22 protein-coding genes and 1 pseudogene are annotated in these 24,436 nt (G+C 71.0%); 4 read left to right on the top strand and 19 right to left on the bottom strand.

The features are described 5' to 3' along the window. Position 1 precedes the first annotated feature (1 nt). Positions 2-1,342, top strand: coding sequence for a serine hydrolase (locus tag J1M64_RS11975; protein ID WP_206474275.1), 1,341 nt, complete (start codon positions 2-4; stop codon positions 1,340-1,342). A 47-nt stretch (positions 1,343-1,389) separates the two neighbouring features. Here the strand turns inward: J1M64_RS11975 and J1M64_RS11970 are convergent, their stop codons facing one another. From J1M64_RS11970 to J1M64_RS11960, 3 genes are all read right to left on the bottom strand, one after another. After that, a complete protein-coding gene (locus J1M64_RS11970) occupies positions 1,390-2,652 on the bottom strand; it encodes a deoxyguanosinetriphosphate triphosphohydrolase (protein WP_069388957.1) in 1,263 nt (420 codons plus the stop codon). A gap of 77 nt (positions 2,653-2,729) precedes the next feature. Continuing rightward, positions 2,730-3,347 carry a YdcF family protein gene (locus J1M64_RS11965; RefSeq protein ID WP_096905743.1) on the bottom strand — a complete coding sequence of 206 codons (618 nt, stop codon included), beginning with the start codon at positions 3,345-3,347 and terminating at the stop codon, positions 2,730-2,732. A gap of 58 nt (positions 3,348-3,405) precedes the next feature. Further along, positions 3,406-4,800: a glycine--tRNA ligase gene (locus tag J1M64_RS11960; protein ID WP_206474274.1), complete on the bottom strand. Its 1,395-nt coding sequence runs from the start codon at positions 4,798-4,800 to the stop codon at positions 3,406-3,408. Positions 4,801-4,987: 187 nt separating this feature from the next. On the opposite strand from J1M64_RS11960, the gene J1M64_RS11955 reads away from it, so the two are divergent. Beyond that, positions 4,988-5,356 (top strand): helix-turn-helix transcriptional regulator, encoded by a 369-nt coding sequence (locus J1M64_RS11955; RefSeq protein WP_154830419.1) that lies wholly within the window; start codon positions 4,988-4,990, stop codon positions 5,354-5,356. 4 nt (positions 5,357-5,360) lie between these two features. Next, positions 5,361-5,786, top strand: a complete 426-nt coding sequence (locus J1M64_RS11950) for a Fur family transcriptional regulator (protein WP_206474273.1) — start codon at positions 5,361-5,363, stop codon at positions 5,784-5,786. A 42-nt stretch (positions 5,787-5,828) separates the two neighbouring features. On the opposite strand, the gene J1M64_RS11945 is transcribed toward J1M64_RS11950, so the two are convergent. The 14 genes and pseudogenes from J1M64_RS11945 to J1M64_RS11880 all read right to left on the bottom strand — a co-directional run bounded on the left by J1M64_RS11945 (position 5,829) and on the right by J1M64_RS11880 (position 21,179). Continuing rightward, positions 5,829-6,641: an isoprenyl transferase gene (locus J1M64_RS11945; protein WP_206474272.1), complete on the bottom strand. Its 813-nt coding sequence runs from the start codon at positions 6,639-6,641 to the stop codon at positions 5,829-5,831. Beyond that, positions 6,616-7,413 carry a DNA repair protein RecO gene (gene recO / locus J1M64_RS11940; protein ID WP_206474271.1) on the bottom strand — a complete coding sequence of 266 codons (798 nt, stop codon included), beginning with the start codon at positions 7,411-7,413 and terminating at the stop codon, positions 6,616-6,618. The genes J1M64_RS11945 and recO overlap by 26 nt, the downstream gene beginning before the upstream one ends. Positions 7,414-7,510: 97 nt before the next feature. Next, positions 7,511-8,419, bottom strand: coding sequence for a GTPase Era (era, locus tag J1M64_RS11935; RefSeq protein WP_069389266.1), 909 nt, complete (start codon positions 8,417-8,419; stop codon positions 7,511-7,513). Beyond that, positions 8,416-9,738, bottom strand: coding sequence for a hemolysin family protein (locus J1M64_RS11930; RefSeq protein WP_206474270.1), 1,323 nt, complete (start codon positions 9,736-9,738; stop codon positions 8,416-8,418). Before J1M64_RS11930 ends, era begins: the two co-directional genes overlap by 4 nt. A gap of 3 nt (positions 9,739-9,741) precedes the next feature. Beyond that, entirely contained in the window at positions 9,742-10,224 is a 483-nt protein-coding gene (ybeY, locus tag J1M64_RS11925) for an rRNA maturation RNase YbeY (protein WP_007626431.1), read from the bottom strand. After that, positions 10,221-11,201, bottom strand: a complete 981-nt coding sequence (locus tag J1M64_RS11920; protein ID WP_069389267.1) for a PhoH family protein — start codon at positions 11,199-11,201, stop codon at positions 10,221-10,223. Before J1M64_RS11920 ends, ybeY begins: the two co-directional genes overlap by 4 nt. A 248-nt stretch (positions 11,202-11,449) precedes the next feature. Beyond that, positions 11,450-12,247, bottom strand: coding sequence for a 16S rRNA (uracil(1498)-N(3))-methyltransferase (locus J1M64_RS11915; protein ID WP_206474269.1), 798 nt, complete (start codon positions 12,245-12,247; stop codon positions 11,450-11,452). 7 nt (positions 12,248-12,254) lie between these two features. Beyond that, the gene (gene dnaJ / locus J1M64_RS11910) at positions 12,255-13,415 is read right to left on the bottom strand and encodes a molecular chaperone DnaJ (RefSeq protein WP_206474268.1); all 1,161 of its coding nucleotides are present in this window, start codon (positions 13,413-13,415) and stop codon (positions 12,255-12,257) included. 53 nt (positions 13,416-13,468) lie between these two features. Beyond that, on the bottom strand, positions 13,469-14,509 hold the full coding sequence (gene hrcA, locus J1M64_RS11905) for a heat-inducible transcriptional repressor HrcA (RefSeq protein ID WP_132061978.1): 1,041 nt from the start codon (positions 14,507-14,509) through the stop codon (positions 13,469-13,471). 57 nt (positions 14,510-14,566) lie between these two features. Further along, the gene (gene hemW, locus J1M64_RS11900) at positions 14,567-15,754 is read right to left on the bottom strand and encodes a radical SAM family heme chaperone HemW (RefSeq protein ID WP_241261486.1); all 1,188 of its coding nucleotides are present in this window, start codon (positions 15,752-15,754) and stop codon (positions 14,567-14,569) included. Between the two features lie 659 nt (positions 15,755-16,413). Then, positions 16,414-17,802: pseudogene (locus J1M64_RS11895) on the bottom strand (wax ester/triacylglycerol synthase family O-acyltransferase); the annotation flags it as partial. 168 nt (positions 17,803-17,970) lie between these two features. After that, entirely contained in the window at positions 17,971-18,180 is a 210-nt protein-coding gene (locus tag J1M64_RS11890) for a hypothetical protein (RefSeq protein WP_067719646.1), read from the bottom strand. A gap of 9 nt (positions 18,181-18,189) precedes the next feature. Then, positions 18,190-20,298, bottom strand: a complete 2,109-nt coding sequence (locus tag J1M64_RS11885) for a M3 family metallopeptidase (RefSeq protein ID WP_206474265.1) — start codon at positions 20,296-20,298, stop codon at positions 18,190-18,192. Between the two features lie 59 nt (positions 20,299-20,357). Next, positions 20,358-21,179, bottom strand: a complete 822-nt coding sequence (locus J1M64_RS11880; protein WP_132061989.1) for a TSUP family transporter — start codon at positions 21,177-21,179, stop codon at positions 20,358-20,360. A gap of 26 nt (positions 21,180-21,205) precedes the next feature. Here J1M64_RS11880 and J1M64_RS11875 point away from each other — a divergent pair, with 26 nt between their 5' ends. Next, positions 21,206-21,718, top strand: coding sequence for a CGNR zinc finger domain-containing protein (locus J1M64_RS11875; protein ID WP_206474264.1), 513 nt, complete (start codon positions 21,206-21,208; stop codon positions 21,716-21,718). A 43-nt stretch (positions 21,719-21,761) separates the two neighbouring features. Here J1M64_RS11875 and lepA read toward each other — a convergent pair whose 3' ends face one another. Then, entirely contained in the window at positions 21,762-23,621 is a 1,860-nt protein-coding gene (gene lepA, locus J1M64_RS11870; RefSeq protein WP_067719655.1) for a translation elongation factor 4, read from the bottom strand. Between the two features lie 57 nt (positions 23,622-23,678). Continuing rightward, complete coding sequence (locus J1M64_RS11865) at positions 23,679-24,404, bottom strand: EthD domain-containing protein (protein WP_206474263.1); 726 nt, start codon at positions 24,402-24,404, stop codon at positions 23,679-23,681. Positions 24,405-24,436 lie beyond the last annotated feature (32 nt).

The following is a 24,436-nucleotide window of genomic DNA, read 5'->3' as shown; positions in this document are numbered from 1 at the left end:
CATGACACGTCGTCGGAAAGTTCTCATCGCGGTGGTCGCGGTGGTCACGCTCCTCGTCGCGGCCGTGGTCGCGGTGGGCGCCTGGTACCGGCCGATGCTGCTCACCGGCACCGGCTACGCCGCCCACAACGCCTGCGCCCTGCACTACCTCGTGGGCCGCGAGGACTACGAGACCGACCTCCCGCCCAATCCGTTGGTCCCCGTCATGCGGACGTCGGTCGACGAGGAGGCCGGGACCGCGACCGCCTCGGTGCTGGGGGTGGGGTTCCGGCAGACCGCCCACGTCTCCGAGCACGGCTGCGCCCTCGGTGACCGCGCGGCGGGATCGCAGGGCACCGAGCCGCCCCCGCCGCTGCGCGGAGATGGCCCTCAGGGCATCCGCCTGGCAGAGGCGACCGACGCCCCGGACGAGGTCTCGTCGGCGCTCGATGAGGCCGCTGCGCAGGAGGGGACGCGGGGCCTCGTCGTCGTCCATCGCGGCGAGATCCTCGGCGAGCGGTACGCCGACGGTTTCGGCCCCGACACCCGCCAGCTCGGCTGGTCCATGGCCAAGAGCGTCGCCGCCACCCTGGTGGGGCGCGCGCAGGTCGAGTTCCCCGACGCCGACCTCGACCCCGCCACCACCGGCCTGCGCCCCGAATGGACCGACGCGCGGTCGCAGATCTCCCTCGACCACCTGCTGCGCATGACCTCCGGCCTCGAGTGGGACGAGGAGTACGACCTCGGCACGCCCATCACCCGGATGCTCTTCCTCGAACCCGACATGGCCGCCTTCGCCGCCTCACAGCCGGCCGCCCACGCCCCCGGCGAGTTCCGCCAGTACTCGTCCGGCACGAGCAACATCGTCTGCGACCTGCTGCACGAACGCACCGGGCTGGGGCCGGAGATGGCCGAGGAACTGCTCTTCCGCCCGCTCGGGATGCGCAGCGCTGTCCTCGAGGCCGACGCCTCCGGCGGATCGGTGTGTAGTTCGTACCTGTGGGCGAGCCCGCGCGACTGGGCGCGGTTCGGTCAGTTCGTGCTCGACGACGGCGAGGTGGACGGACAGCGGCTGCTGCCCGCGGGATGGATGGACTACGCGACGACCGGGGTCCCGGCAGGCGGCGAGCCCGAACCGTACGGCGCCCAGTGGTGGCTCAACACGGCCGGTGACGGGACCCCGCTCCGGTTCGCGGAGCTGCCGACCGACGCGTTCTGGGCCTCCGGGCACGACGGGCAGTACGTCGTGGTGGTCCCCTCGGCCGACCTCGTGGTGGTCCGCACCGGCTTCTCCCCCGGCTCGACCCTCGACGCGGTGGGCGTGGACCGGCTGGTCGGCGACGTCGTGCGCGCGGTCGGCTGACGGGGGCCGGGCGCACGACGTCGCGCGCGGGGGTGGGGGCGGGCGGCTCAGCCCCAGGCGGCCTGGATGCCGGCGCTCGCCCGGTCGACCCGCTCGAGCCGGCTCTCGGTGTACAGGGCGATCTGGTCGACGATCACCCGCATCCGCGCGGCGTCGTCCGGCGCCGAATCCCACAGCGGGCGGAGGACCGGGTCGAGGCCCGCGGGCGCGGACTGGGCGAGGAACTCCGCCACCCGATGGATCCGGTCCCGCTGGCGGTCCTGCCTCAAGCGGTGGCCGGGGTCGCTCATGACGTAGCGCACCGCCATCGTCTTGAGCATCACCACCTCGGCCTCGACTTCCACCGGCACCTCGAGACCCGCGCTGTAGCGGCCGTGCGGCCTGGCCCCGTGCACCTCGCGGGTGGCGTGGATGGCGGGCATGACGAACCGGCCCACCAGCTCACTGGTCAGGGCCTTGAGCGCCACGAACCCGGTGAAGCTCTCGGAGAACGGCTGCACGGCGCGGACCACCTCGAGCGCACCGAGACGCCCGGCGGCCTGCTCCAGCTGATCGGCGTCCGGACCGCGGAACTCCTCCGCGCCCAGTTCCGCGAGCGCCGCGACCTCCGACCGGTCGGACAGCGAGCGCAGGTCCAGCCGGCCGGCGACGATCGCGTCCTCGACATCGTGGACCGAGTACGCGACGTCGTCGGAGAAGTCCATGATCTGGGCCTCGAGGCACCGGGTGTCCCCGGGAGCGCCCTGCCGGATCCACGCGAGAGTGTCCGCGTCATCGGTGTAGGCGCCGAACTTCCGCGTCCCCTCCCTCGGCAGCCACGGGTACTTGGTGGCGGCGTCCAGCGCGGCGCGGGTGAGGTTCAACCCGACTCCACGGCCGGAGGCGTCGACGACCTTGGGCTCGAGCCGCGACAGGATCCGCACAGTCTGCGCGTTGCCCTCGTAGCCGCCGAACCCGCGCGCGACCTCGTCCAACGCCCGCTCGCCGTTGTGGCCGTAGGGCGGGTGCCCGATGTCGTGGCTCAGGCCCGCCAGGTCCGCCAGGTCCGGGTCGCACCCCAGCCCGGCCGCGATACTGCGGGAGATCTGGGCGACCTCGAGCGAATGGGTGAGGCGGGTCCGCGGGGTGTCGCCGTCCCCGGGGCCGACCACCTGGGTCTTGTCGGCGAGTCGGCGCAATGCGGCCGAGTGCAGGACGCGGGCGCGGTCCCGGTCGAACGGGCTGCGTTCGCTCGCCTTCCCGCGGGCGCGGCCGGAACCCTCGTCAACCCGGCGCTCGGCGTCCGCGGCGTCGTACGCGTATCCCGTCATCCACTTCTCCTCCGGGCGTCACCGCCCCGTCATCCCTGCGGCCGGCCGCATCGGCTCGCGCGACCCGCCCCGGCGGTTCAGTCCGGGAAATCCACACTGCTCCCGGCGAGCCGGTGGTACTGGTACCAGAGCACCGCGCCCGTCTCCCGGATGATCCCCATGATCTGGTTCTCCCGGGTCCACACTGCCGGCCCGTGGCGGGTCGGCGAGGTCCACGCGTCCAGCCCCGCATCCCGCGCCATCATGCGCGAGCGATACGAGTGCGTGGGGTCGCTGACCAGCACCACCGACTGCCCGCCCTGGTCGCGCACGGTCTGGGCCACGGCGTCCAGACTGCCCTCGGTGTTGGTCCCGGTCTCCACCGCCAGGATCACCTCCGGGGGCACGCCGAGGCGGGTCAGATAAGCCCGACCCGACCCGGCCTCCGTGTAGAGGTCACCCGGCTGGCTACCACCGACCGTGATGACCTGCGGCGCGACACCCTCCTCGAAGAGCAGGGCCGCGTGCTCCAGCCGGGCCTGGAACACGGGGGTGGGGATGCCGTTGTACTGCGCCGCGCCCAGCACCACGATCGCGTCGGCCGGAGATCGATCGTCGACACGCGCCACGGACCACACCCGGAACGAGATGAATCCGGGTATGACCAGGCACAACAGCAGTGCGATGGCCAGGAGCCAGCCGACGGCCCTGGACACCGCACGGAGCGGGGACCGGGTTGTTCTTCTCACCCGACCAGTGTGCCAGGGGAGTCCGTCAGCACCCGATCAGGCGCTGGGCGAGGTACCCCTCGACCTGGTCGATCGCCACGCGCTCCTGCGCCATGGTGTCGCGCTCACGGATGGTCACGGCCTGATCTTCGAGGGTGTCGAAGTCGACCGTGATGCAGAACGGGGTGCCGATCTCGTCGTGGCGGCGGTAGCGGCGGCCGATGGCCTGGGCGTCGTCGAAGTCGACGTTCCAGTTCTTGCGCAGCTGGGCCGCCAGGTCACGGGCCTTGGGCGACAGGTCCGCGTTGCGCGACAGCGGCAGCACCGCGGCCTTGACCGGCGCGAGCCGGCGGTCGAGCTTGAGCACCGTCCGGGTGTCCACCCCGCCCTTGGCGTTGGGGGCCTCGTCCTCCGTGTAGGCGTCCACGAGGAACGCCATGAGCGAGCGGGTCAGGCCGAAGCTCGGCTCGATGACGTAGGGGATGTACTTCTCGCCCGAGGCCTGGTCGAAGTACTGCAGGTCCTCACCGGAGTGGGTCTGGTGCTGCGTGAGGTCGTAGTCCGTGCGGTTGGCGATCCCCATGAGCTCGCCCCACTCGTTGCCGGAGAACCCGAACTTGTACTCGAAGTCGATCGTGCCCGCCGAGTAGTGGGCGCGCTCGTCCTCCGGGACGTCGAAGCGACGCAGGTTCTGCGGGTCGATCCCCAGGTCCACGAACCAGTCCCAGCAGTCCTCGACCCACGTCGTGAAGTGCTCGTCCGCCTCGTCGGGCTTGACGAAGTACTCGATCTCCATCTGCTCGAACTCGCGGGTGCGGAAGATGAAGTTGCCGGGGGTGATCTCGTTGCGGAACGCCTTGCCGATCTGGCCGATACCGAACGGCGGCTTGCGACGCGCGGTGGTCATGACGTTCTTGTAGTTGATGAAGATGCCCTGCGCGGTCTCCGGACGCAGGTAGTGCAGGCCGGTCTCGTTGTCCACGGGGCCGAGGAAGGTCTTCATCAGGCCCGAGAACAGCTGGGGCTCGGTCCACTGGCCCTTGTTCCCGCAGTTGGGGCAGGCGATCTCCGACATCGGGGCCTCGGACGGGTGGTCCAGCTTCTTTTTGGCGGCGTACGCCTCCTGGAGATGGTCCTGACGCAGCCGGGTGTGGCAGGACCTGCACTCGACCAGGGGGTCGGTGAACGTCTCGACGTGGCCGGAGGCCTGCCACACCTGGCGGGGCAGGATGATCGACGAGTCCAGGCCCACCACGTCGTCCCGGCCGGTGACGAAGGTACGCCACCACTGCTTCTTGATGTTGTCCTTGAGCTCCACACCCAGGGGGCCGTAGTCCCACGCCGAGCGCGTACCGCCGTAGATCTCGCCACATTGGTACACCAGTCCTCGGCGCTTGCAGAGGTTGACGACGGTGTCGATGACGGAAGCTGAGGCTGCCACGTCGGGGGTTCTCCCTTGGTGAGTCGGTTGGCGGAGGCGTCGGGTGGACCACCTCGGCGCGGGCCGGCGCCCGGGCACTTTCACCAGGGTATCCGGTCGGCCCCCCGGGTCTGGGATACTGGGGTCCCCTACCCGATACGACGACGGCGGCGACCGAGCCCGGGAGCGAGCCCGGAAGGTGGAGACGATGCACAGCGGACCCCGATCGACCGGATCCGACCCGGTCACGGACGTCCACGACGCCGACCACCGGGCCTCCCCGGTCCCCCTGCCGCCCGAGCAGGTGGTGTCCGCAGCAGGGGAACTGCTCCGGGCCCTGTCCGCCCCGCTGCGTATCGCGATCGTGCTGCAGCTCCGGGACGGTCCCCGGTGCGTGCACGAGTTGGTCGACGCACTCGGCGTCACCCAGCCGCTGGTCAGTCAGCACCTGCGCATCCTCAAGTCCTCCGGCGTGGTCTCCTCCCACCGGCAGGGTCGGGAGATGCGCTACGAACTATTGGACGAGCATCTGCTCGACATCGTCGAGGCGGCCGTCGGGCACGCCGGGGAGCAGTAGATCCATGACGACACCGGACAAGCCGATCGGCGTGCGGTCGACTCGCCAACGCAGCGCGATCTCCGCTCTGCTCGACGAGTCCAAGGGCTTCCGTTCCGCCCAGGACCTGCACGCCGAACTCCGCGAGCGCGGGGACACGATCGGGCTGACCACCGTGTACCGGACCCTGCAGTCGATGGCCGACGCGGAGGCCGTCGACGTGCTGCGGACCGACTCCGGGGAACTGATCTTCCGGAAGTGCTCCGACTCGCACCACCATCACCTGGTGTGCCGCGTCTGCGGGTTCACCGTGGAGGTCGAGGAGCCGGGGGTCGAGGTGTGGGCCCATCGCGCGGGCCGGGCACACGGGTTCACCGACGTCAGCCACACCATCGAGCTGTTCGGCCTGTGCGCGGAGTGCGCGGCGGGCCAGGCGGGCCAGGTTGACTGACCGGGCGCGGCTGGCCAGGCTGACTGACCGGGCGCCCGCGAGTCAGGGGCTGGTGACGCCGCCGAAGCGCCGGTCGCGCTCGGCGTACTCCAGGCACGCCGCCCACAGGTCGCGGCGGTCGAAGTCCGGGAACAGCGTGTCCTGGAAGACGAACTCGGCGTAGGCGGCCTGCCACAGCATGAAGTTGGACGTGCGCAGCTCTCCGGACGGCCGCAGGAACAGGTCGACGTCCGGCATGTCCGGCTCGTCGAGGAACTGGGAGAAGTTCTCCTCCGTGAGGTCATCGGGCGAGAGTTCGCCGGCGGCCACGCGGCGGGCGAAGTCGCGGGCGGCGTCGACGATCTCGGCGCGGCCCCCGTAGTTCACGCACATGGCCAGGGTCATGACCGTGTTGTCACGGGTGAGCTCCTCGGCCTCCTCGAGTTCCGAGATCACCGACCGCCACAGCCGGGGTCGCTGCCCCGCCCACCGGACCCGCACGCCCAGCGAGTGCATCTCGTCCCGGCGGCGGCGCAGGACGTCCCGGTTGAAGCCCATGAGGAACCGGACCTCCTCGGGACTGCGCTTCCAGTTCTCGGTCGAGAAGGCGTAGGCGGACAGGTACGGGATGCCCATCTCGATGCAGCCCTGCACGACGTCCATGAGCACGGCCTCGCCGCGCTTGTGCCCCTCGGTGCGGGGCAGACCGCGCTCCTGTGCCCAGCGACCGTTGCCGTCCATGACCAGCGCGACGTGGCGGGGCACGAACTCGGCCGGGATGGCCGGCGGGCGGGCACCCGACGGGTGCGGGGTGGGGGGCCGGACCACGCTCGCCTGACGGGCGGGACGCTTACGAAATCTGGGTAGTCCGGGCACGGGACTCCTCTGCTGGATCGACGGGGCCGACCGTGCCGCGGTCGACCAGGGGCAGACTGCGCAGGTCTCGTTCGAGATGCCACTGCAGGTGGGCGGCGGCGATGCCGGAGGCCTGGCGCACGACGGCGGGCGAGGACACCCCGACGGCGTCCCACTCCCCCGCCAGCAGCGCGGACAGGTGCTCGGCGACGCCGGGTGAGAGCATCGCGCATCCCTGCGGGCGGCAGTGCACGCACACGGTCCCGCCGGACGCGACGTGGAAGGCCCGGTGCGGGCCCACCACGCCGCAGCGCACGCAGCAGTCCAGGACGGGCTCCCAGCCGGAGGCGGACATGGCGCGCAGGAGGAACGCGTCGGCCACCAGGCCCGGCTCGCGACGGTGCTCGGCCAGGGAGCGCAGCGCGTTCACGGCGAGGCCGAGCAGCCGCGGGGTGGGCGCCCCCTCCTCGCCCGCGAGACGCTCGGCGGTCTCCAGGACCACGCACCCGGAGGTGTACGCCGGGTAGTCCGCCACCAGCGGACGAGCAAGGGACTCGCGGCTGCTGGCCTGGCGGACGGTCCCGAGTCCACTGCGACCACGGCCCGGGGCGATCTGCACCTCCACCACCGCGAACGGCTCGAGGCTCGCGCCCATCCGGGACCGGGTGCGGCGCACGGCCCGGGCGACGGCGCGGACGAGCCCGTGCCGCTCGGTCAGCAGGGTGACGATCCGGTCGGCCTCACCGAGGTCGTAGGTGCGCACGACGAGGCCCGTGTCGGTGAAGGGATGCATCTGGGCCTCCTTCCGGGGCGATGTCCGGGCGGGCGCGCACGCGGGTGCGTGCGCGCTCAGGTGTCCAGTGTCCCACGGGTCAAGAGCCGTGGAGAGGCTAGAAGCCCAGGCGTCCAAGCATCTTGGGGTCGCGCTGCCACTCCTTGAGGACCTTGACGTGCAGGTCGAGGTAGACCTTGGTGCCGAGCAGCTTCTCGATGCCGGCGCGGGCGGTGGTGCCGACCTCGCGCATCCGCGAGCCGCCCTTGCCCAGGACGATCGACTTCTGGCTCTGCCGTTCCACGTACACGGTGGCGTGGACGTCGACCATGTCGTCGCGGCCCTCGTGCGGCAGGATCTCCTCGATCGACACGGCGATCGAGTGGGGCAGCTCGTCGCGGACGCCCTCGAGGGCCGCCTCGCGGATGAGCTCGGCCATGCGGCTCTCGTCGGACTCCTCGGTGATGATGTCGTCGGGGTAGAACTGCGGCCCCTCGGGCAGCAGGGTGGCGATGACATCGGCCACCACGTCGACCTGCTCCCCGGACGCGGCCGACACCGGGACGACCTCCGAGTCCGGTCCGAGGAACTTCGATACGGCCACGAGCTGCTCCATGACCTTCTTCTTGGAGACGGTGTCGATCTTGGTCACCAGCCCGAGCACCGGCGTGGTGGGGCACAGCTTGCGGACCTGCTCGAGGATCCAGCGGTCCCCGGGGCCGATGCGCTCCCCGGCGGGGATGCACAGGCCGATGAGGTCGACGTCGGAGTAGGTGTCCTCGACCAGCGCGTTGAGCCGCTCGCCGAGCAGGGTGCGGGGGCGGTGCAGTCCGGGGGTGTCGACCAGGATGATCTGGGCGTCCGGCCGGTGCACGATCCCGCGGATCGCGTGCCGGGTGGTCTGCGGCCGCGAGGAGGTGATGGCGATCTTCTCCCCCACGAGCGCGTTGGTCAGCGTGGACTTGCCCGTGTTGGGTCGGCCCACGAAGCTGACGAACCCGCTACGGAAGTTCTCGGGAGTGCTCATCGGTTGTCCTCGCGCTGGGGGTCGTCGTCGTTGTCGTCGTTCTTCTCGGTCCGCTCGGCCACCACGGTGACCACCTTGACCCGTCCGCGCCGGTCGTGGCCGCCCTCGGCGTGCAGGTCGAGTCCGGTGGACACGACGTGCGCGCCGGGAAGCGGGACGCGCCCGAGCTCCAGGGCGAGGAGCCCGCCCAGGGTCTCGACCTCCTCGGTCACCTCGTCGGCGAACTCGACGTCGAACAGCTCGGCCACCTCGTCCAGTCCGAGCCGGGCGGACAGGCGGTAGCGCCCGTCGCCGAGGTTCTCGACGGGCGGCACCTCGGTGGTGTCGTACTCGTCGACGATCTCCCCGACGATCTCCTCGAGGATGTCCTCGATGGAGACCAGCCCGGCGGTACCGCCGTACTCGTCTACGAGGATCGCCAGGTGGTTGTGGTCCCGCTGCATCTCGGCCAGCAGGTCGTCGATCCGCTTGGCGTCGGGCACGAACACCGCGGGGCGCATCACGTCGGCCACCGGGGCGGCGCGCCCGTCCGGGTCGTCGAGCCGGGCGACGATGTCGCGCAGGTAGACGACGCCCACCACGTCGTCGGAGTTGTCCCCGTCGACCACCGGGATACGCGAGTACCCGGACTTCACGGTGAGTCGCGCGGCCTGGCCGACCGTCTTGTCCGACTCGATCCACACCATCTCGGTGCGTGGGGTCATCACCTCGCGCGCGGTGGTGTCGCCGAGTTCGAACACCGACTGGATCATTCGGGATTCGTCGTCGGCCACGACCCCGCGTTCGCGGGCCATGTCGACGATCTCGAGCAGCTCGATCTCGGAGGCGAAGGGACCGTTGCGGAAACCGCCGCCGGGGGTGACGGCGTTGCCCAGGCCGACGAGCAGGGTGGCGACGGGGCCCAGGACGAACCCGGTCCAGGTCACCGGGGTCGCGGCGCCCAGGGCGAGGGAGTAGGCGTGTTGTCGGCCGAGGGTGCGGGGTCCGACCCCGGCCACGATGTAGGCGGCGACGGTGGTCACCACGACGGCGACGGCCAGCGCCCAGCCCGTGGAGTCGATGAGGTCGTTGAACACGACGGTGAACAACACCGCCGCGGCCACCACGCTCAGCATGTGGAGCAGGACGGTGACGTTGATGTACCGCGGCCGGGTGGCGAGCATCTTCGACAGCCGCGTCGCGCCGTGACGGTTCTCCTTGGCCATCTCCTCGACGCGGGCCACCGAGACCGTGCTCAGGGCGGCGTCGAGGGCGGCGAACAGTCCGGCGACGGGGATGAGCACCACGGCCGCGATGGCCGTGAGGATGGTGGTGTCCACGTCTCAGGCGTCCACTCTCGGGGACTCGTCTCGGTGGTCGTACCACTCGCCCAGCAGTTCGTTCTGGAGGCCGAACATCTCCCGCTCCTCGGCGGGCTCCGCGTGGTCGTACCCCAGCAGGTGCAGGCACCCGTGGACGGTGAGCAGCGCGAGCTCGTGCGCGAGGGGATGGCCGGAGCTGGCGGCCTGGTCGGCGGCGAACGCCGGGCACAGGACGATGTCGCCGAGCATCGCCGGTCCGGGTTCGGGCAGGTCGGGGCGGCCTCCGGGCGTGAGCTCGTCCATGGGGAAGCTCATGACGTCGGTGGGGCCGGGCAGGTTCATCCACGTCACGTGGAGATCGGCCATCGTGTCCTTGTCGACGAGGGTGATCGACAGTTCGGCGGCCGGGTGGACGTCCATCCGGGCGATCACGAACGCGGCCACGTCGATGAGTTCTGCCTCGTCGACCTCCACGCCCGACTCGTTGGCGACCTCGATGCTCATCGGCGGCGCTGCTCCCTGTTCTTGTGGATGGTGGGTCGCTCGCCTCGTTCGAGACGCGCTTCGTGCTTGGCGTAGGCGTCGACGATCCGCCCGACCAGCGCGTGGCGGATGACGTCGCGGGAGGTGAGTTCGGAGAAGTGGATGTCGTCGACCCCGGTGAGGATGTCGCGGACGACCTTCAGGCCCGAGCGCTGCCCGCCGGGGAGGTCGATCTGCGTGATGTCCCCGGTCACGACGATCTTCGAGCCGAAGCCGAGCCTCGTGAGGAACATCTTCATCTGCTCGGGCGTGGTGTTCTGCGCCTCGTCGAGGATGATGAACGAGTCGTTGAGCGTCCGCCCGCGCATGTACGCCAGCGGCGCCACCTCGATCACCCCGGCCGCCATGAGCTTCGGGATGGCCTCGGGGTCCATCATGTCGTGCAGCGAGTCGTACAGCGGCCGCAGGTACGGGTCGATCTTCTCGTGCAGGGTGCCGGGCAGGTAGCCGAGGCGTTCACCGGCCTCGACCGCGGGCCGGGTGAGGATGATGCGGCTGACCTCCTTGGCGCGCAGCGCGGCGACGGCCTTGGCCATGGCGAGGTAGGTCTTGCCGGTGCCGGCGGGGCCCAGTCCGAACACGATCGTGTGGTCGTCGATGGCGTCGACATACCGCTTCTGGCCGAGGGTCTTGGGCCGGATCATGCCGCCGCGGCGGGACAGGACGTCGGTGCCGAGCACCTCCTCGGGCGTGAGCGGCCCCGAGTCGGCGAGGATCTCCACCGAGCGGCGCACCGAGGCGGGGGTGATCTCCACTCCCCTGCGGGCCTGCCGCAGCAGGTCGGACACGACCCGGGAGGCACGGTCCACATGGGGCGGATCGCCCGAGATGGTCATGGTGCCACCCCGCACGTGCAGGTCCGCGTCGAGCAGGTCCTCGAGTGCGCGGAGGTTGGCGTCGGCGGTGCCGAGCACCGCCATCGCCAGGTCCGGGTCCAGTTGGACGGCCGTGCGGGCGGTGGAGTCGCCCGTGTCGCGTCGGACGCCACCGGTGTCGGTGGCCGTGGCGGGATCCCGGTCGTTCCCGGTGGGACGGTCGTTCCCGGTGGCGCTGTCGTTTCCGGTGGCGCTGTCGTTTCCGGTGGCGCTGTCGTTTCCGGTGGCGCTGTCGTTTCCGGTGGCGCTGTCGTTTCCGGTGGCGCTGTCGTTTCCGGTGGCGCTGTCGTTTCCTGCGGTGCTTACGTGAATCACTTCCCGTGTCGTGGTGAGGTTGGATCGAGTGTAGACCCCGCGGGCGACCATCTCGGTGTGAGAACGCCGAGTGCGGCGAGCGCCACGGTGGCGGCGGTGGAGGTGCGGAGCACCTCCGGGCCCAGGACGACGGGCCGGGCGCCTGCCGCGGTCAGTGCGTCGAGTTCGGCGTCGGAGACCCCGCCCTCGGGGCCGACGACGACGAGGACCCGCGTCGCCGGCGGGCCCGCGGTGACCGCGTCGGCGAAACCGGCGGCGCCGTCCTCGTGCAGGACGAGTGCGCAGGCGCCGGCGTCGACCTCGGAGGCGACCAGGGCGGCGAGGGCGGTCGAGTCGATGAGGTCGCCGATCTCGGGCTCCCACGCCCGCCGCGACTGCTTGGCTGCGGCGCGGGCGGCGTTGGTCCACTTGGTGCGGCCCTTGTCGACTTTGGGGCCGGTCCAGCGGCTCACGCAGCGGTCGGCCTGCCACGGCACGATCCGGTCGGCTCCGGCCTCGGTGGCCAGTTCGACCGCCAGCTCGGACCGCTCGGACTTGGGCAGGGCCTGCACGACGGTGACCTCCGGGGTGGGGCGTGGGACGTCGACCCGGGTGACGACCTCCGCCTCGACCCTGCCGGGGCTCGTCGTCATCACCACACAGTCCGCCACCATTCCCCGACCGTCACCGACCCGCACGGCCTCTCCCACCCGGACGCGGAGCGCGGATCCGGCGTGCCGGCCCTCCGGCCCGTCGAGCACCAGTGTCTCGCCGACACCGGGGACCGTCCCGGCCCGGAACAACGACGGGGTCACGGGCGCCTCAGTGCCCCGCGACGGCGTCGCGCAGGCGGGAGAACAGGCCACCGCGGCGGGCGGTGTCCTCGTTGACGACCTCGGCCGAGTCGCCGTCGAGGCGGCGCAGCTGCTCGACCAGGTCGCGGCGCTTGCGGTCCAGCTTCTCCGGGACCACGACCTCCATGTGGACCGTGAGGTCGCCGGCGCCGCCGCCGCGCACGCGGGGCATCCCCCGGCCGGTCAGCGTGACGGTGTGACCGGGCTGGGTACCGGACGGGATGTCGATCGTCAGGGGCTCGCCCACGACGGTCTCGAGCTCGACCTCGCCGCCCAGCATGGCGTCGACGACGGGCACGCGGACGGTGCAGTGCAGGTCCTCGCCGTCGCGGACGAACACCGGGTGGTTGCGCTCGTTGACCTCGATGTACAGGTCGCCGGCGGGACCGCCACCGGGACCGACCTCACCCTGCCCGGACAGGCGGATGCGCATGCCGCCGCCGACGCCGGCGGGGATCTTGGCCGAGACGGTGCGGCGCTTGCGGACGCGGCCCTGGCCGGTGCACTCACCGCACGGGTCGGTGATGATCTCGCCGGTGCCCGCGCAGGTGGGGCACGGGCGGCTGGTCATGATGTTGCCGAGCAGCGACCGCTGGACGGACTGGATCTCGCCCTGGCCCTGACACATGCCACACGTGGCCGGCGGCGTGTCCGTGGCCGACCCCTTGCCGTGGCACTTCTCGCACAGCACGGCGGTGTCGACCTGGATCTCCTTGGTGACTCCGGTGGCGCACTCGTCCAGGCCCAGGGTCACGCGGATGAGGGCGTCCGAGCCGGGCTGCACGCGGCTGCGCGGACCGCGGCCGCCGCCTCCCCCGCCGCCGCCGAAGAAGGCCTCGAACACGTCACCGAGGCCGCCGCTGCCGAAGCCACCACCGAAGCCGCCGCCGCCGTAACCGGCGCCGGGCGAGGAGTCCAGCGGGTCGCCGCCCATGTCGACGACCCGGCGCTTCTCGGGGTCGGTGAGCACCTCGTAGATCGCGGTGATCTCACTGAACTTCTCACGCGCCTCGTCCGACGGGTTGACGTCGGGGTGGAGCTCCCGGGCGAGCTTGCGGTAGGCGCGCTTGATCTCAGATTCCGAGGCGCCCCTATCGACCCCGAGGGTCCCGTAGTAGTCGCGTGACACGTGTGGCCTTTCGTCGAGAGGAAGATCTGGCTCCGGGAAGGAGCGTACGGACGTCAGCGCCCGGTGATGAGCTCGCCCACGTAGTGGGCAACAGCGGCGACCGAGGCGATTGTTCCCGGGTAGTCCATCCGTGTGGGCCCGAGCACCCCCATCCCACCGAATGTCTGGCCCTCCGCCCCGTACTGCGAGGACACCACGGAGGCGCCGCGGATCTCGGCGGCCTGGGTCTCCGCCCCGATCTGGACGGTGACACCCCCCGGCCCTCCCCGGCCCACCGAGTGGGCCGCGGTGAGCAGTCGCAGGATCACGACCTGCTCCTCGAGCGCCTCGAGGACCGAGCGCAGGGAGCCGTCGAAGTCGGCGGCGCTGCGGGTGAGGTTGGCCGTGCCGCCCAGGACGATCCGGTCGTCGGGATGTTCGACGAGCGTGCCGACCAGGACCGCGACGCAGCGCTCGACCGCGTCGCGGATCTCGGGACGGGCCCGGTCGCCCGTGGAGGTCAGGGCCTCGGAGGCGTCGGGCAGGCGTTTGTCGGCGACGGCCTCGGACAGCAGGGTCCGCAGTTCCCCGAGGAGCTCGTCGGTCAACGGCGCGGCCAGCTCCACCGTCCGTTGATCGACGCGGCCGGTGTCGGTGATGAGGACCAGCAGCAGGCGGGTGGGGCTCAGGCTCACCACCTCGAGGTGGCGCACCGTGGAGCGACCGAGGACCGGGTACTGGACGACGGCGACCTGACGGGTGAGCTGGGACAGCAGCCGTGCGGCCCGCCGGAGGACGTCGTCCAGGTCGACGGCGCCCTCGAGGAAGGCCTGGATCGCCCGGCGTTCCGCGCGCGACAGCGGGGTGATCTCCTCGATGGAGTCGACGAAGTGCCGGTAGCCCTTCTCCGTGGGGACCCGACCGGAACTGGTGTGGGGTTGGACGATGAACCCCTCGGCCTCGAGCACAGCCATGTCGTTGCGGATGGTGGCGCTGGACACGCCCAGTGAGTGCCGGTCGACGAGGGCCTTGGACCCGACCGGTTCGTGGGAGGCGATGTAGTCGGAGACGATCGCGCGTAAGACGTCGGTCCTACGATCGGCCGTACTCGACATGCTCGCTCCTCCTTGTCCTCGTCGTGGCGATTCTATGCCACTTCCCGGGCCGACGGTTCAGACGAGGACGTCGCGCACGACCCCGTCGGCCAACAACCGGCCCGCCTCGGTGAGCGCGTAACCGGGGCCCGCGGGATCGCCGGCCGGCCGTCGCCGGAGCAGTCCGGCCGCCACCTGGGTGTCGGCGCGGGTCCGCTCGTCGGCGGTGAAGGCGCCGTCGCCGAGCCCCTCGGCCAGGCGGAGCCCGGTCATGATGCGCTCGATGTGGCGGTCGGTGTCGGTGAGGAGTTCCCCGCCGTCCACGGGCAGCCGGCCCCCGTCGCACTCGGCGGCGTAGCGGGCGGGATGCTTGACGTTCCACCAGCGGGCCCCGGCGATGTGCGAGTGCGCGCCCGGCCCGATGCCCCACCAGTCACCGCCGCGCCAGTAGCCCATGTTGTGGCGGCAGTATCCCGAGGAGTCGGTGGCGAAGTTGGAGACCTCATACCAGTGGAACCCGGCGCGGGCGAGACGCTCGGCCACCTGCTCGTAACGGTCGGCCAGGACGTCGTCGACCGTGCCCGGCATCTCACCGCGGCGGATGCGGCGGGCCAGCGCGGTGCCGTCCTCCACGATCAGCGAGTAGGCGGAGACGTGGTCGACCCCGGCGTCGACGACCGCGTCGAGTGTCCGCGCCAGGTCGTCGTCCGTCTCGCCCGGGGTGCCGTAGATAACGTCGAGGTTGACGTGCTCGAACCCGGCCCGCAGGGCCTCGGCCACCGCCTCCTGCGGGCGTCCGGGGGTGTGGGTCCGGTCGAGGACGCGCAGGACGTGGGCGGCCGTCGACTGCATGCCCAGCGAGATGCGGGTGAATCCGCCCTCGCGCAGTCGGGCGAAGAACTCCGGCGAGGTGGACTCCGGGTTGCTCTCGGTGGTGACCTCCGCGCCGGGCGCCAGCCCGAACGCCGAGTCGATGCGCTCGAGCAGGCCCACGAGGACGTCCGCGCCCACCAGCGACGGGGTGCCGCCGCCGATGAAGACCGTGTCGACCTGCGGGGGCGTGCCCGCCGCGGCCAGTGCCTGGGCGGCCCGGTCGATCTCGATCGCCGCGGCACGTTCCCAGTCGACCGGGGAGGTCGCCGAGCCGAGCTCGCCGGCGGTGTAGGTGTTGAAATCGCAGTATCCGCACCGGGTGGAGCAGAACGGCACGTGGAGGTAGATGCCGAAGGGCGCCCGCGGATCGCGGGGCGGGGGCACGCTCGCCAGTGTGGCGGGGTCGTTGGGCGCGGCGGTCACACCTGACCGGTCTGGGTGTCCGATGAGGTCTCATCTCCAGTCGGGTCCGGGGCGGGCAGGGTCTCGATCGGCGGGGTCGGCGTCGCCGAGATCTCGTCGTCGCCAAGGACTGTAGCCGCGGGCGCGCTGTAGGTCGGTGCCTGGGCGGCATCATCGGGGGTACCCGGTCCCGCGGGTGTGGAGCTCGTCGGCTCGGACTTCGTCGGCTCGGACTTCGTCGGCGTGGACTTCGTCGGCTTGGACCCCGTCGGCTTCGCCGCCCGCTTCTGCTGCGAACCCGCCTTGGCCGGGGCCTTCTTCGCGGCCGCCTTCTTGGCCGGAGCCTTCTTCGCGGCCGCCTTCTTGGCCGGAGCCTTCTTGGCCGGAGCCTTCTTCGCGGGCGCCTTCTTGGCCGGCGCCGTCGTGGCACCCGCCTCTCCGGCGGCGGGCCGAGACGCCGCGCCAGCGCCGGTCCCGGCCTGCGTGGCCTCCCGGGTCGAAGCGCGCTCGCGCCCGGTCACCGTCGTGGCCTCGGATCCCGATTTCGCCGACTCCTTGGACGCCTGGCGGGCAGCACTGCGCTGGTCCTTGCGCTGCTGCGCCAACTCCCCCGCCGACTTCCGCGTGGCGGAGGGGATACCGCTCTTCTCCCGCTCCTCCGCCGCGACGACGAACTCCGCCAGTGCGTCCTCGACCGCGTTCGCCAGTGGCCAGGGATCCGGGACGAGGTCACGGCATCCGATGAACCCGAAGTGCAGGCTGCCGTCCAACGACATCACCGTGCAGTTGAGCCCCGCGCCGTGGAAGACCGGGCCCAGGGGCAGCATCTTCTCGATCTTGGCACCGAGGAAGTACAGCGGGAAGTTGGGGCCGGGCACGTTCGAGATGACGAGATTGTGCACCACGGGGTGGCGCTCGGAGAGCCGTAGCCGCGAGTACATCCGGACCGCGGAGCCGAATACCGACGGCGCCGCGAACTGCGCCCAGTCGGTGAGCAGGTTGGCGTCCAGTGCGTCGGTGTGGTCCTTGGCGACGGTGTTGGCGTCTCGGATCGCCTCGAGCCGGCCGACCGGGTCGTCGATGTCGGTGGCCAGCGACATGAACATGCCCGACACTCGGTTCGTACCCGGGCGGGACTCCGCGGCGTGCACGGACATCGGCACCATGGCGATCAACGGTTTACGCGGCAGCGCGTCCTGGTCGTCGAGGTACTTGCGCAGGGCGGTCGAGCAGACGGCGAGCACCACGTCGTTGACGGTGGTTCCGAACGCGTTCTTGACCCGCTTGATGTCCGCCAGGTCCACGCTCGCGTAGGAGATCGACCGGTGCCCGGTGATCGTGCGGTTGAACGGGGTCCGCGGGGCGGTGAACGGTGCGGGCATCGCCAGACCCTTGCGGGCGCGGTTGATCCACGACGGGAGCACCCCGACCGTCCCCGGCAACAGGGAGGCGAGCCGCCATGGCGTGGCCAGGCGCGACAGGGCACCGCCGACGGCGAGCTCCAGGGCACCGGACCCACCGGCGGTCTCCTCGACCAGCTCCTCGTCGAGCTCCGGCTCGTCCGGTGTGAGGGTGCACAGCTGCGAGAGCATGTTGGCGCCGGTGACGCCGTCGACGGTCGAGTGGTGCATCTTGGCGAAGACCGCGACCCGGCCGTCCGGCAGTCCCTCGATGACGTACATCTGCCACAGCGGCATCGACCGGTCGATCGGCTGACTGCCCAGGTGGGCGCACAGTTCGGCGAGCTCGTGGTCCCCGCCGGGCTCCGGTATACCGACGCGGTGGAGGTGGTGGTCGATGTCGAAGTCTTCGGCCTCGACCCACACCGGATGGTCCACGTTGAGCAGCGAGTCGTGCAGCTTGCGCCGGAACGGCGGCATCGCGGTGATCCGACGTCGGAGCTCGGTTCGCAGGGCCTCGAAGGAGTACCCGTCCTCCATCCCGGAGACGTCCAGGACGATCAGCCCGCACACGTGCAGGAGCTGGGACCTGGTCTCGAAGTAGAGGAAGCTGGCATCGAGCCCACTCAAGCGCTGCATGTCGAGGAGTGTACGGCCGGACGGCGCCGCGTGGCGGTGGTTGGAATTCCGCGGCGATCGCGGGAATCCTGCCGTGGAACGGGGGTCAGAGCACCTCTACGAGGACCCATGCGATCACGACGAGCGCGATCAGCAGGACCAGGGCGAGTGTCACACGCGACCGGGGCATCAACGGACCTCCTTCCGGGTCTCGACGGTCCTCGGGGCGACGAGCGCCCGGAACCGGTGGACGAGGACATCCGCGGCCTTCTCGACCGCCACCGCGACGAGGAAGAACAGCGGAAGCCCCATCACGAGCAGGATCATCACCTGCAACGGGAACGGCAGGGTGGCGAGCCAGAGCTCGACTCTGTCCCAGAACTGCAGGAACGCCGTCACGTCCCGATCCTACGACCGCCCGGCGGTGGCGACCGCGTGGCCTCCCACCACCGAGGAGTCGAGCCCACGCCGACGCAGCAGCGCGGCGGTGCTCGGCTCCGACCCCCGCATGCGGCGGTAGGCGTCGAGGAAGTCGATGGCCCCGCCCCGGGACAGCACCTCGCGCCGCATCCGCTCGCCCGAGGACCGCGTCAGGCCCCCGCTCTCGACGAACCACTCGGTGGCGTCGGCGTCGAGCACCTCGGCCCAGAAGTAGGAGTAGTACGCGGCGGAGTACCCGCCCGCGAAGATGTGCTGGAAGTACCGGGACCGGTAACGCGGCTCGATGCCGGGGACGTCGAGACCTGCCTCGGCGAGGACGCGGGCCTCGAACTCGTCGACGTCGGTGACGGCGTCGGCCTCCTCCGGCGACAGGGAGTGCCAGGCCAGGTCGAGCAGTGCCGCCCCGAGGTACTCCACGGTCGCCTGCCCCTCACCGAAGCGCTCGGCCTCCCGCATCCGCTCGACGAGGTCCTCGGCGATCGGTGCCCCCGTCTCCACGTGCCGGGCGTAGTGCGCGAGCATCTCCGGTCGACGCGCCCACATCTCGTTGACCTGGGAGGGGAACTCGACGAAGTCCCGGGGCACGGAGGTGCCGGAGAACACCGGGTACTCCACGTCCGACAGCAGCCCGTGCAGTGCGTGCCCGAACTCGTGGAACATCGTGGTGACCTCGTCCATCGTGAGCAGCGTGGGCTGCCCCGCCGCGGGACGGGCCAGGTTCATGACGTTGACGACGACGGGCCGCGAGTCCAGGAGCCGGGACTGGTCGCGGAACGAGCTCATCCACGCCCCGCCGCGCTTGGTCGGGCGGGCGTAGTAGTCCAACAGCAGGAGACCCACGCCGGCGTCGGGCTCGGCCCGCTCGTCGTCGAACACCTCGATGACCCGGACGTCGGGGAGGAACCCGCGCAGGTCGTTCCGCTCGGAAAAGCGCAGCCCGTACAGCTCGGAGGCCGCGTGCATCACCCCGTCACGCAGCACCCGCTCGAGCTCGAAGTAGGGACGGACGGTCGCGTCGTCGACCTGGAACCGCTCGGCCCGCAGCCGCTCGGACGCCCAGGCCCAGTCGGCCGGGTTCAGTTCACGGTCGTCGCCGCCGAGGAGGTCCTTGGCCTCGTTGCGGGCGTTGGTCACGGCCGCGTCGACCACGTCGAGCAGCAGCCCGCGAGCCGCCTCGGGCGATCCGGCGGTCTCCACCGCGAGGACGTGCTCCGCGTGGCATCCCAGCCCGAGCAGCCGCGCCCGCTCGGCGCGTAGGCGGACGATCTCGAGCACGACCGGGGTGTTGTCGTGGCCCGGCGTCGCGCCCCGACCGAGTGAGGCCTCCATGACGCGGTGGCGCAGACCGGCGTCGTCCAGCAGGGCGCTGATCGGCTGCACGGTGGGAAGCCCCAGTGGGATCAGCCACCCCTCTCGCCCCGACTCGGCGGCGACCGCGGCGAGCGTGGACCGCATGGACTCCGACAGGCCCGCGAGTTCGGCCTCGTCGGAGACCGGGACGGCCAGTTCCGTGGTCGAGGCCAGCAGGTTCTCGCCGAACTCGGTGGTCAACTCGGCCAACCTGGTGTCGATGGCGGTGAGTCGGGCGCGGCCGGCGTCGTCGAGGGCGGCGCCCGCGCGCAGCAGGTCGCGGTGGTGGCGGCGCACGAGCCGCTCCGTCTCGTCGTCGACCTCCAATTCCCCCGCCTCCAGAGCGGAGAGCACCGCGTCCACCCGGCCGAACAGAACCGGGTTGGTCATCACCGCGGAATGGTGCGCGGCCAGCAGCGGCGAGACGACCCGGTCCACGTCGAGGCGGGCCTTGGTGGCGTCCGGACCGAGCAGGCCGTAGAACACCGACAGCACCCGGTCCAGGGCCAGGCCCGAGCGCTCGAGGGCGACCACGGTGTTGTCCACCGTCGCCGACTCCGGGTTGGCGACGATCGCGGCGACCTCGGCCGCGTGGTCGTCGATCGCGGTCCGGATGGCCGGCTCCAGATCCTCCTCCCGGATGGCGGCGAAGTCCGGCAGGCCGTACGGCAACGGCGACTCGTCGAGCAGCGGATGACGGGAGGCCTCGGGGGTCGGAAGGGTCATGTGCGGGAGTCTACGTCCGCCGGCGGTCGCGTCGGCGCCCGCCGCGGCGGGCCCCGGGGTCACAGCCACTGCGTGGCGGTCTCCCAGGCCAGTCTCACCGCCAGGATGCTGATGACCACGAGGAACACGGTGCGGATGAACTCGTTGCCGTGCCGCATCGCCATCCGCGCCCCGAGGAACCCGCCGGCCAGGTTGGCCAGCGCCATGCACCCGCCGATGATCCACAGCAGTTCACCGTGGAGGCCGAACACCAGGATCGAGGCGATGTTCGTGGTGAGATTGGCGAGCTTGGCCGCCACGGTGCCCTGGAGGAACCCGAACCCCAGGAACGCGACGATCGCGATGACGAAGAACGACCCCGTCCCCGGGCCGAGCACCCCGTCGTAGAACCCGATCACCCCACCGATGAGCGCCGAGCGCCACGTCCGCGACCAGCCGGTGTGCCGTTCCTCGTGGACCCGCCCCATGGTCGGCGTGAAGTAGGTGTAGGCGCCCACCGCCACGACGGCCACCAGGACGATCGGCGTGAGGAGCTCCTTGGGGATGAACCGGGCCACCGAGGACCCGGCCGCGGATCCCGCGAAAGCCGCCACCACCAGTGGGAGCACCATCGCCACCGGCACACGGATCTTCCGGAGATAAGTCAGGGTCGCGACCAGGGTGCCGGCGACCGAAGACAATTTGTTGGTGCCGAGGATCTCCGGCGTCGAGGCCTCCGCCGGCAGTGCGATCACCAGCGCCGGCAGCTGGATGAGCCCTCCCCCGCCGACCACCGAGTCCACCCAGCCGGCGACGAACGCCGCCAGGACCAGCGCGGCGAGCACCCACACGGACACACCGAGTGCGGGGGACGCGGCGACGGCCGCGAACGATGAGGGCATGGCGATCACTGTGCTGTAATTGGTTTGTGTATATCAACCCTTACGGGGCCGATCCGGTCACCCTGGCCGCCGACCTGGCCAATCGCCGCCCCCGCACCACCCGCGAACTGGTGGACCGCTGTCGCGAGGCGGGGGTGACCATCGACCGGAACGCCTCGGACGCGGACCTGGACGAGGTCGACACCTTCCTGGACGCGTGGCTCGTCGTCGTCGACACCACAGCGCCGCACGGGCGCGCCGACGCCCTCAACGCCCTCCTGGCCGAGCACTCGGCACCGCCGCGCCTCACCGACCACGACGGCCACTGGCACGTGCACTACCGCGCCGACGACGTCTCCTTCGCCCGCCTGCTCACCGCCATGTTCGCGGTGGGCACCGCACTCCACCTGACCTCGCGGGGCATCGACCGGCTCGCGCGGTGCGCCGCCGACGACTGCGTCGCAGTCTTCGCCGACACCACCCGCAACGGACGCAAGACCTACTGCTCGACGCGGTGCACCAACCGGTGCGCCGTCCGCCGACACCGCGCGCGGGCGTGAGGCCCCGCCGTCCGGGCGGATCGCACCCGCGCGGCGGCCGGGCCTACTTCTTGTCCGCGCTCGAATCCGCCGACAGCGCCGCGACGAAGGCCTCCTGCGGCACGTCCACCCGCCCGATGGACTTCATCCGCTTCTTGCCCTCCTTCTGCTTCTCCAGCAGCTTGCGCTTACGGCTGATATCGCCGCCGTAGCACTTGGAGAGCACGTCCTTGCGGATCGCGCGGATGTTCTCACGGGAGATGATCTTCGCGCCGATCGCCGCCTGGATCGGCACCTCGTACTGCTGACGCGGGATGAGCTCCTTGAGCTTGCCCGTCATCTTGTTGCCGTAGGCCTGGGCGTAGTCGCGGTGCACGATCGCGCTGAACGCGTCCACGGCCTCACCCTGCAGCAGGATGTCGACCTTGACCAGATCGGAGACCTGCTCGCCGGCCTCCTCGTAGTCCATCGACGCGTAGCCCTTGGTGCGGGACTTGAGCGAGTCGAAGAAGTCGAAGATGATCTCGCCCATCGGCATGACGTACCGCAGCTCGACACGGGTCTCGGACAGGTAGTCCATGCCCTTCATCTCGCCGCGCTTGGACTGGCACAGCTCCATGACCGTGCCCACGTACTCGCTGGGCACGATGATCGTGCACTTGACGATCGGCTCGTAGATCTCGCGGTGCTTGCCCTCGGGCCAGTACGACGGGTTGGTGACCTGGTGCTCGCTGCCGTCCTCCGCGACCACCCGGTACACCACGTTCGGGGCGGTGGAGATGAGGTCGAGGTTGAACTCGCGCTCCAGCCGGTCCCGGGTGATCTCCATGTGCAACAGTCCGAGGAAGCCGCAGCGGAAGCCGAACCCGAGCGCGACCGACGTCTCGGGCTCATAGTCCAGCGACGCGTCGTTGAGCTGGAGCTTGTCCAGGGCGTCGCGCAGGACCGGGTAGTCGGACCCGTCGATCGGGTACAGCCCGGAGAAGACCATCGGGTTGGGCTCGGCGTACCCCGCGAGCGGCTCCTCCGCCCCGCCGCGGGCGGTGGTGATGGTGTCGCCGACCTTGGACTGGCGGACGTCCTTGACGCCGGTGATGAGATAACCGACCTCGCCGGGCCCGAGCCCCTTCGTCGCTTTGGGCTCCGGCGAGATGATGCCGACCTCGAGCGCCTCGTGGGTGCTGCCCGTGGACATCATCCTGACCTTCTCGCGCGGGTTGAGCGAGCCGTCGAACACCCGGACGTAGGTGACGACACCGCGGTAGGTGTCATACACCGAGTCGAAGATCATCGCGCGGGCCGGGGCGTCCGGATCGCCCACGGGCGCGGGGACCTTCTCGCACACCTTGTCCAGCAGCGCCTCGACGCCCATGCCCGTCTTGCCGGAGACCCGCAGCACGTCGTCCGGCTCGCACCCGACGATGTGGGAGATCTCCTCGGCGAACCGGTCCGGGTCCGCCGCCGGCAGGTCGATCTTGTTGAGCACCGGGATGATCTCGAGGTCGTTCTCCATGGCCAGGTAGAGGTTGGCCAGCGTCTGGGCCTCGATGCCCTGCGCGGCGTCGACCAGCAGGATCGCACCCTCGCACGCCTCGAGCGCGCGGGAGACCTCGTAGGTGAAGTCCACGTGGCCCGGGGTGTCGATCATGTGCAGGACGATCTCCTCGCCCTGGTGGGGGCCGGACCGCGGCACCCACGGCAGGCGGACGTTCTGCGCCTTGATGGTGATGCCGCGCTCGCGCTCGATGTCCATCCGGTCGAGGTACTGGGCGCGCATGAGCCGCTCCTCGACCACGCCGGTGAGTTGCAGCATGCGGTCGGCGAGCGTCGACTTGCCGTGGTCGATGTGGGCGATGATGCAGAAGTTCCTGATCCTGGCGGGATCGGTGAACGTCGTCTCTGCGAAGTTGGGAATCTCGATCACTCCTCGGGCGGGCCCGGGCGTGGCTGGGTGCGGTCCGACCGGGCGATCACCCCATTGTCACACGCCCGCGCCGGGAACTCCCATCACGTACCGCCCTGTGGGGACGGCGTCCACCGTGCCGTCGTCGAGGAACCGTCCGGTCGAGGCGGTCATGGCCTCGATGTTGGCCGCCATGCGCGAGTCGTCACCGCCGGCGTCGAAGAACACCCCGAGGTCCGTCGCGGCCTCGATGGGGAAGACCTCCTCCACGATCCCGTCGATCACCGGTGCGTCGGCGGTCAACGCGCGGACCACCACGTGCTGGGTGTAGGCGGTGGTGGACTGGGTGTCGATCGCGACCTGCGTGTGCTCCTCGAGCCAGGTGCGCAGCCACTCCTCCCGGCCGATGCGCTCCGGCCGCCGCAGGAACGCCAGGTTGGCCATCCCCTCGCACCGGCCGCCCGGCCCCGGTCCGGCCGCGGGCAGCGGCTCGGAGGCGGTGACCGACCAGGCCGACACCGGCCCCAGCTCGCGCAGTGCCTCCATCAGGTCGGCGCACGCGGAAGCCGAGGCGACCGGCACGCGGGCGCGCAGCGCCGCCAGCACCGGCCGCGGCGTGACCCGGACGTCGATCATCGCGCCCGAGACCGCCTCGTCGCGCACGTTGAGCAGGTACTCGTCCACCCCGAGGGCGGCCAGCGGCCCCTCGACGGCGTCCGCGATCCGTGCCCGCAGGCCCGCGGCGTCCGCAGGATCCACCGGGACGTCGTCGTCCGCCCACACCACTGCCAACAGCATGTCCATGTCGAGATCATAGGGCGGTTACGCTGACGCCC

Origin of the sequence: Dietzia sp. KRD202, from assembly GCF_017168155.1 — a bacterium.
Lineage (GTDB): Bacteria > Actinomycetota > Actinomycetes > Mycobacteriales > Mycobacteriaceae > Dietzia > Dietzia kunjamensis.
This window is presented reverse-complemented; position numbering and strand designations above follow the sequence as displayed.